At 66.5% G+C, this 6,914-nt stretch carries 6 protein-coding genes; all 6 read right to left on the bottom strand.

Annotation, left to right across the window (positions count from 1 at the left end):
* Nucleotides 1–491: 491 nt before the first annotated feature.
* Nucleotides 492–1,202, bottom strand: coding sequence for a dienelactone hydrolase family protein (locus HWN72_RS07240; protein ID WP_211149993.1), 711 nt, complete (start codon nucleotides 1,200–1,202; stop codon nucleotides 492–494).
* A gap of 8 nt (nucleotides 1,203–1,210) precedes the next feature.
* The gene (gene cysK, locus HWN72_RS07245; RefSeq protein ID WP_008832783.1) at nucleotides 1,211–2,128 is read right to left on the bottom strand and encodes a cysteine synthase A; all 918 of its coding nucleotides are present in this window, start codon (nucleotides 2,126–2,128) and stop codon (nucleotides 1,211–1,213) included.
* Nucleotides 2,125–3,411 (bottom strand): MFS transporter, encoded by a 1,287-nt coding sequence (locus tag HWN72_RS07250; RefSeq protein ID WP_036523098.1) that lies wholly within the window; start codon nucleotides 3,409–3,411, stop codon nucleotides 2,125–2,127. Before HWN72_RS07250 ends, cysK begins: the two co-directional genes overlap by 4 nt.
* A gap of 65 nt (nucleotides 3,412–3,476) precedes the next feature.
* The gene (locus HWN72_RS07255) at nucleotides 3,477–5,630 is read right to left on the bottom strand and encodes a TonB-dependent receptor (RefSeq protein WP_036523101.1); all 2,154 of its coding nucleotides are present in this window, start codon (nucleotides 5,628–5,630) and stop codon (nucleotides 3,477–3,479) included.
* 86 nt (nucleotides 5,631–5,716) lie between these two features.
* Complete coding sequence (locus HWN72_RS07260) at nucleotides 5,717–6,055, bottom strand: PilZ domain-containing protein (protein ID WP_008830574.1); 339 nt, start codon at nucleotides 6,053–6,055, stop codon at nucleotides 5,717–5,719.
* Nucleotides 6,056–6,161: 106 nt separating this feature from the next.
* The coding region (tyrS, locus tag HWN72_RS07265; protein WP_211149994.1) for a tyrosine--tRNA ligase at nucleotides 6,162–6,914 on the bottom strand (753 nt) is incomplete at its 5' end.

A 6,914-nucleotide genomic window follows, 5' to 3' on the forward strand; every position in this document is an offset into this window, starting at 1 on the left:
AAACGCCGTCCATACGATCCTTCGACACGTCGTTGGGCATGGGACGGCCATCCCGGATAGCCTCCGGCCGATAACGATGCGAACCCTAACGACGGCCACATGGGACTTTCCGATGGAATACAGGTCGAGCCGGGCTGCACCGTGAGTTACCCGGCCGCTCGCCAGAGCTTCACGGAAAACAAAACCCCGCGTCCCTGCTTGGACGCTCCCTACGCCGACCCGATGTTCACTTCGGATGCGTTGATTTCCCCGGCGTAATGCCCGCACTCGCCAGCGGGTGTTTTTGCGTGCGCTGACTGCACGCACACCCCCGTCATCCCAGCGAAGGCTGGGACCGCTGGCAGCGCAAAACCCAACCCTCGGCAGGGCGTCCGGACGATAGTTGGTCGTAACAGGCCAGCGGTCCCAGCCTTCGCTGGGATGACGATGTTGGGGATGACGGGCTTTGTTTGCAAATTCCTCCCCGAGCAAGCTCAGGGAGGAATGGGAGGTCAGCCCAGTATCTCGTTGAAGAACGACAGCATCGAGGCCCAGGACTGGCGATCGGCGCTGACGTTGTAGTCGAGGAAGGCCATGCCCTTGTCCGGGCTGTGCGGGTCGGTGAAGCCGTGCTTCACGTTGCCGTAGCTGTGGAAGTGCCAGTCGGCTCCGGCCGCATCCATTTCCTCCCAGAAGGCGACGACATCGGTGCGGGGCACGAGCGGGTCGGCATCGCCGTGGCAGACGAGGATGCGGGGCTTGATCCCGCCGGGCTGGGCCGGAGCCGTGGTCGGCAGGGTGCCGTGGAAGCTGACCACGCCGGCCAGATCCTCACCTGCGCGGGCGGCTTCGAGGACGGCCTGACCACCCATGCAGTGGCCGACGGCGAAGAGCTTGATGCCATCGGCGAGCCCCCGTAGCGCATCGATCCCGGCGATGATGCGGGCGCGGTAGTAGGCGTTGTCGGCGCGCAGCTTCTCGGCGACGGGGAACGAAGCCTCGAAGCTCTCGATCGGCTCGCCGTAGAAGTCGGTGATCATCACCAGATAGCCCTCTGCGGCGAGCTTGCGGGCGCGCTCCTCCATCAGCGGGATGACGTTGGCGATCGTCGGGAACAGGGCGACGGCCGCGCGGGCCGCGCCTTCGGGGCGGGCGAGCCAGCCGGTGAGGGCGACACCGGCGTGTTCGTAGGAAACGGGCTCGAGCGCGGGGGTAGTCGTCACGATGGATATCACTCCGGCAGGAAGTCGGGCACCGAGAGATAGCGCTCGCCGGTGTCGTAGTTGAAGCCGAGGACGCGGCTGCCTGCGGGCAGGTCCTTCAGCTTCTGGGCGATGGCGGCAAGCGTCGCGCCCGAGCTGATGCCCACGAGCATGCCTTCCTCGGTTGCGCAGCGACGCGCCCAGTCCTTGGCGTCGGCGGGATCGACCTGAATGGCCCCGTCGATCGACTGGGTGTGCAGGTTGCCGGGGATGAAACCGGCGCCGATACCCTGGATCGGGTGCGGGCCGGGCTGGCCGCCGGAGATCACCGGCGAGAGCGTCGGCTCGACCGCATAGGCCTTCATCGAAGGCCAGCTGGCCTTCAGCGTCTCGGCGCATCCGGTCAGGTGGCCGCCGGTGCCGACGCCGGTGACGAGCACGTCGATGGGCTCATCGGCGAAGTCCTTGAGGATTTCCTGCGCGGTCGTCTTGACGTGGACGTCGACGTTGGCAGGGTTGTCGAACTGCTGGGGCATCCAGGCGCCCGGGGTCGCCTCGATCAGTTCCTTGGCGCGCTCGATCGCGCCCTTCATGCCCTTTTCGCGCGGAGTGAGGTCGAACTTGGCGCCGTAGGCCAGCATCAGGCGGCGGCGTTCGACCGACATCGATTCGGGCATGACGAGGACAAGGGTGTAGCCCTTGACCGCTGCCGCCATGGCGAGGCCGATGCCGGTATTGCCCGAAGTCGGCTCGATGATGGTGCCGCCGGGCTTGAGGCTGCCGTCGGCTTCCGCCGCCTCGATCATGGCGAGGCCGATGCGGTCCTTGATCGAGCCGCCAGGGTTGGCGCGCTCCGCCTTCACCCAGACCTCATGGTCCGGAAACAGGCGGGAGAGGCGGATGTGCGGGGTATCGCCGATGGTGGCGAGGATGCTGTCGGCCTTCATGATTTCTGCTCCCAACGGGCTTCGAAGGTACGTGCCCGGCGCAGTTCCGGGAAGAACCAGGCCCAGGCAAGGGTGATGACTATGGCAGCGCTGCCGCCGAAGACAACTGCTCCGGTAGCGCCGAGAAGGGCTGCGGCGAAGCCCGACTGGAACTCGCCCAGCTCGTTCGAGGCCGAGACGGCGAGACCGGAAATCGCCGAGACGCGGCCGCGCACGGTGTCGGGCGTGCGCAACTGGACGAGCGAGCTGCGGATGAACACCGAGATCATGTCGGCGGCGCCGAGGCAGGCAAGGCAGGCGAGCGACAGCAGGAAGTGGCGCGAGAGGCCGAAGCCGATCGTCGCGGCGCCGTAGGCCACGACGGCCGCCAGCATCTTGACGCCGACGTTCGACTGCAGCGGGCGGAACGAGAGCCAGAACGCCACCACCGCCGCGCCTGCCGCCGTCGCCGCGCGCATCTGGCCGAGACCCTCGGGACCGACGTGCAGCAGGTCGCGGGCGAAGACCGGCATCAGCGCGGTCGCGCCGCCGAGCAGCACGGCGAAGAGGTCGAGCGTGATGCAGCCGAACAGGAAGCGCTCGCTCCAGACGAACCGGAAGCCCTCGACGATCTGGCGGATCGGGTGAGCCTTGGCCGGGTCGCGCGGGATGGCGGGCAAGTGGCGGATCGCCTGGATGGCGATCGAGGCGCCCAGCGTGAACAGCGCCGAGCACCAGTAGGGCAGGGCGTGGTGGGCCGCGAACATGAAACCGTAAGCGGCAGGGCCGATGATCGTGCCCGCCTGCATTGCGATCGAGTTGAAGCCGATCGCGCGCGGGATCAGCTTGGGCGGCACGATGTTGGGCGCGATCGCCGACATGGCCGGGCTGATGAATACGCGGACCATGCCGTGCATCACCGCGAAGGCATAGAGCACCGGCAGGCTGCGGATTTCCAGCGTGGTGATGATGCCGAGGCCCAGCGCGACGCACATGTCTAGCAGGGCGGCTGTTCCGGCGACCTTGCGGCGGTCGAAACGATCGGCGACGACGCCCGCCACCGGGGTCAGCAGGAACACCGGCAGGAACTGTGCGAAGCCGAGCAGGCCCAGCTGGAACGAGGCCTGCGTGATCGACATGGCGTAGTCGGTTCGGGCGACGTCGTAGAGCTGGTAGCCGATGATGACGACCGTACCCGTCGTCGCCAGCACCGCGAAGAAGCGGGCCAGCCAGAACTTGCGGTAGTCGGCGATCTGGAGCGGCGAAGTGGGGGCGCCGTCGGGAGAAGGATGGGGGAGACTCACGCGGGCTGCATGGCAGCGTGGCCTCCCCTTGCCAAGTTGGATTGGGCTAAACCGGATTGTTTCTTTTAATAGGTGATCCGGGCCGTCAGGCGCACGTCACGCCCGGCGATCGGCACGAAGTCCTTGGTCTGCGATGCCGCCAGGCGGCCCGAGGCGTCGAGCAGGTTGTTGGCGGAGAGGATGAGGGTGAGAGGCCCCTTCTCGCCGACCGGGCGCCAGGTGGCGCTGAGGTTGACGAGCGTGAAGGCGTCTGTCGGGTTCTCGTTCTCGGCCACGCGGTTCTGCCGGGCGTTCCATTCGACTTCGCCGCGCAAGTCGAAGACCGGCGAATCGTACTCCAACCCTCCGCGCACGCGCAGCGGCGGGATGCGGGGGACCGGGCCGAGATTGACCAGCCTGGCGTGAGTATAGTCGACCCCGCTGTCGATCTTGAAGGTGCCGCCGCTCTGCGTGCGGGCCACGGTCAGCGCGCCCTCGGCCTCGATGCCGCGGAAGCGAGCGGCGGCCTGAAGGTACTGGTAGATCGGGAGGCTTGATTCCGCGTCGATCTGGCCGGTCGGGACGGCGGCGATGAAGTTGCCGAAGTTGGTGCCGTATGCGGTCACCGATCCGGCGAAATTGCTGCCGCTGTAACGGATGCCGGCTTCGATCCCATCGCTCTTTTCGAGCGTGAAGTTGGGATTGCCGACCTCGAACGACTGCGTGGCGTCATGCGCGCCGTTGACGAACAGTTCCTCCGCGGACGGGGCGCGTTCGCCGTGCTGGTAGTTGACCGAGAGGGTCAAGGTATCGGTCGGGTGCCATGCGGCACCGACGACTGCGGAGTACTGGTCGAACTGGCGGCTCTGCCCGGTCAGCAGGTCGCCGCCATTGGGCTTGGCGCGGATCTGCGTATTCTCGTAGCGCAGCGCGGCTTCGAGATCGAACCGGCCGACTTCAAGTTGCTGCAGCGTGAAAGCCGCGAAGCGGTTGGTCTCGGTGTTCGGCAGCAGCAGTTCGTCGCCGGTGATGTCCAGCGTGGAGGACGAATACTGGACGCCGCTCGAACCGCTCCAGATGCCCCGGCGCGTCTGGTCGGCCTGGAGCCGGGCCGACAGCGACTGGCTGTTGAAACGGGTGCCGACGGCGCCGTCGGTGATCTCGGCGTGGGTGTAATCGCCGTACGCGCCGCGCAGTTCGAGGCGTTTGAGGAAACCGTCGAGGTTGAGGCCCGCCCGCAGGTCAACGCGGGTCTGGCGCAGGCTGATCATCGTCGAGGACGGATCCGTCGAGGGGCGCGGGGGAATGCCGTAGTCGTTGGCCACGCGCTGGGCCGAGACACCGATGTCGCCGCCCGCGTCGATGAACGCGACGCCGCCGCCATATGTCCAGCCCTCGGTGCCGCTGTTGGCGAGCTTGCCCTTGCGGCCTGCCTGAGCCGTCAGATTGGCAGCGCCGGCGGCGTCTCCGTCGGCGGCAAGGGCGTCGGCCGAAGCCAGAGTCTCGGCGCGCAGTTCAGGGGAAAGCACGTAGCCGCCGACGTGCAGATCGTCGGAATGATAGTAGGAGGCATCGAGGTGCGCGACCCACTTGTCGGCCAGCCTGACGTTGGCGGCGACCCCGCCGTTCACGTCGTTGGCGGCGGTGCCGTAACTGCCCAGCGCGTCGATGGTGAACGCCTTGTCCGGCACCGCGCGTGGGATGCGCTTGTCCAGCGCGTTGACCGCGCCGCCTGCCGGATCGCTGGCGTAAAGCAGGACGCGCGGGCCGTGCAGGACTTCGACGCGCTCGATGTTCAGCGTGTCGAGCGACACCGCGTGGTCGGCGGAAACGGCGGATGCGTCGAGCGAGCCGAGACCGTCAAGCAGGACCTGAACGCGCGGGCCGTCGAAGCCGCGCAGGATGGGGCGCGATACGCCGGGGGCGAAACCGCTGCTGGTGACGCCGGGAAGGCTTTTCAGCATGTCACCGATCTGCGGCTTCAGATTGCGGGTGAGGGCATCGCCGGTCAGCACAACCGGAGCCGAAATCGGGTCGGCGTTGCCGGAAATGACGCGGCCGGTGACGATGATCTCAGGGCCACTCTCCTGCGCGTGGCCGCTCTTGGACGCGGTGGCGGGGCCAAATGCTTCCTGTCCGGACGCTCCCGGCACGGATTGGGCCAGCGCGGGATCGGCGGCGACGGTTGCGACAAGGCTGGCGCAGGCCAGCAGGGCGATTCGGGGAGGGCGGGCTGTCATGTCCAAGCCCTCTAATTGTCATGTTATATTATATCAATATGGTTTTGTGCGTACGCAGCATTTTCCTGACGGGACTTGCCTGATGTTCAGCGCTTGGGACGCAGGCGCGGATTGGGCTGGAGAGTATCGACCAGCTTGAGGAAGTCATCGATCCGGATGATGCGCTCGAACTGGAAACCGGAACGGCCCTCGTGGGTCCAGATCATGTGCGCCTCGATCCGGCCTACCACGGGCAGGCGCATGACCAGCCGTTCGCCGCGCTCGAGCGTCATCTCGCCCTGGATCATGAAGCCCTGGGCCGAAATGTTCACGATGTGCAGGTCGAGGTCGCCGAGCTGGCGGTGCTCGGCGATCACGGTGTAATCGACGGGGTGACGCGCTGCGCGCCGTTTGTCGGTTACAGTGAGCTGCGCTCCTGCACTCATGGTTCCATGCCTTTTGCTTTTTGCCGTCGAAGAACTCTAGGCGCAAATGGCAAACAAGCGGTTAATCCCGCCGACTTTGCCCCCGGCAGGTCGGCGGGATTAAGTATTACGCCTTTGTGATGACGCCGTGCTTCTTCTTGCCGACACTGAGCTTGCGGCTTTCGCCCGGCGCCAGTGTGATCAGCAGGGCGGGATCGTCCATCACCACGTCGTCGAGACGCACCGCGCCCTCGGCGATCTTGCGCTTGGCCTCGCCGTTGGATGCCACGAAACCAAGTTCCACACAGGCCGCGCCGAGACGGATGCCGTCTGCTCCGGCCTCGATGGTCGGCAGATCGCCGCCCATGCCGCCGCCCGCGAAGGTCGCCTGTGCGGTGGCTTCGGCGGACTTCGCGGCTTCCTCACCGCGGCACAGCTTCGTCGCCTCGTTGGCGAGGACGATCTTGGCGGCGTTGATTTCGTTGCCTTCAAGGGCTTCGAGGCGCTCGATCTCGTCCAGCGGCAGGTCGGTGAACAGGCGCAGGCGCTTGCCCACGTCGCGGTCGTCGGTGTTGCGCCAGAACTGCCAGTAGTCGAAATGCGAAAGCTGGTCCTCGTTCAGCCACACCGCGCCGCCGACCGTCTTGCCCATCTTGGTGCCGTCGGCATTGGTGAGCAGCGGCGTCGTCAGGCCGAAGACCTGCGTGCCATCGACGCGGCGCGCGAGTTCCACGCCGTTGACGATGTTGCCCCACTGGTCCGATCCGCCCATCTGCAGGCGGCATGCGGCGCGGCGCGACAACTCCAGGAAGTCGTAGGCCTGCAGGATCATGTAGTTGAATTCGAGGAAGCTGAGCGACTGCTCGCGATCGAGGCGCAG

Source organism: Novosphingobium sp. HR1a, from assembly GCF_015594425.1.
Classification (GTDB): Bacteria; Pseudomonadota; Alphaproteobacteria; order Sphingomonadales; family Sphingomonadaceae; genus Novosphingobium; species Novosphingobium resinovorum_A.

Excerpts from the sequence above, each read along its gene's own strand:
- HWN72_RS07255 (WP_036523101.1), bottom strand. The coding sequence starts at position 5,630 with ATGACAGCCCGCCCTCCCCGAATCGCCCTGCTGGCCTGCGCCAGCCTT.
- cysK (WP_008832783.1), bottom strand. The coding sequence starts at position 2,128 with ATGAAGGCCGACAGCATCCTCGCCACCATCGGCGATACCCCGCACATC.
- HWN72_RS07260 (WP_008830574.1), bottom strand. The coding sequence starts at position 6,055 with ATGAGTGCAGGAGCGCAGCTCACTGTAACCGACAAACGGCGCGCAGCG.